Source organism: Enterobacter sp. 04-C-12-SI-ECC, from assembly GCF_047530715.1.
GTDB lineage: Bacteria > Pseudomonadota > Gammaproteobacteria > Enterobacterales > Enterobacteriaceae > Enterobacter > Enterobacter bugandensis.
Map to the genome: position 1 here is coordinate 1 of NZ_JBLKDI010000060.1, position 354 is coordinate 354.

At 51.1% G+C, this 354-nt stretch carries 1 pseudogene; it reads right to left on the reverse strand.

Features of this window, described 5'->3' with window-relative positions:
- Window positions 1-17: 17 nt before the first annotated feature.
- Window positions 18-354 (reverse strand): annotated as a pseudogene (locus tag ACMWL8_RS25140) (IS6-like element IS26 family transposase); the annotation flags it as partial.

The following is a 354-nucleotide window of genomic DNA, read 5'->3' on the forward strand; positions in this document are numbered from 1 at the left end:
TGTCTTATTCAAAGGCCTTACATTTCAAAAACTCTGCTTACCAGGCGCATTTCGCCCAGGGGATCACCATAATAAAATGCTGAGGCCTGGCCTTTGCGTAGTGCACGCATCACCTCAATACCTTTGATGGTGGCGTAAGCCGTCTTCATGGATTTAAATCCCAGCGTGGCGCCGATTATCCGTTTCAGTTTGCCATGATCGCATTCAATCACGTTGTTCCGGTACTTAATCTGTCGGTGTTCAACGTCAGACGGGCACCGGCCTTCGCGTTTGAGCAGAGCAAGCGCGCGACCATAGGCGGGCGCTTTATCCGTGTTGATGAATCGCGGGATCTGCCACTTCTTCACGTTGTTG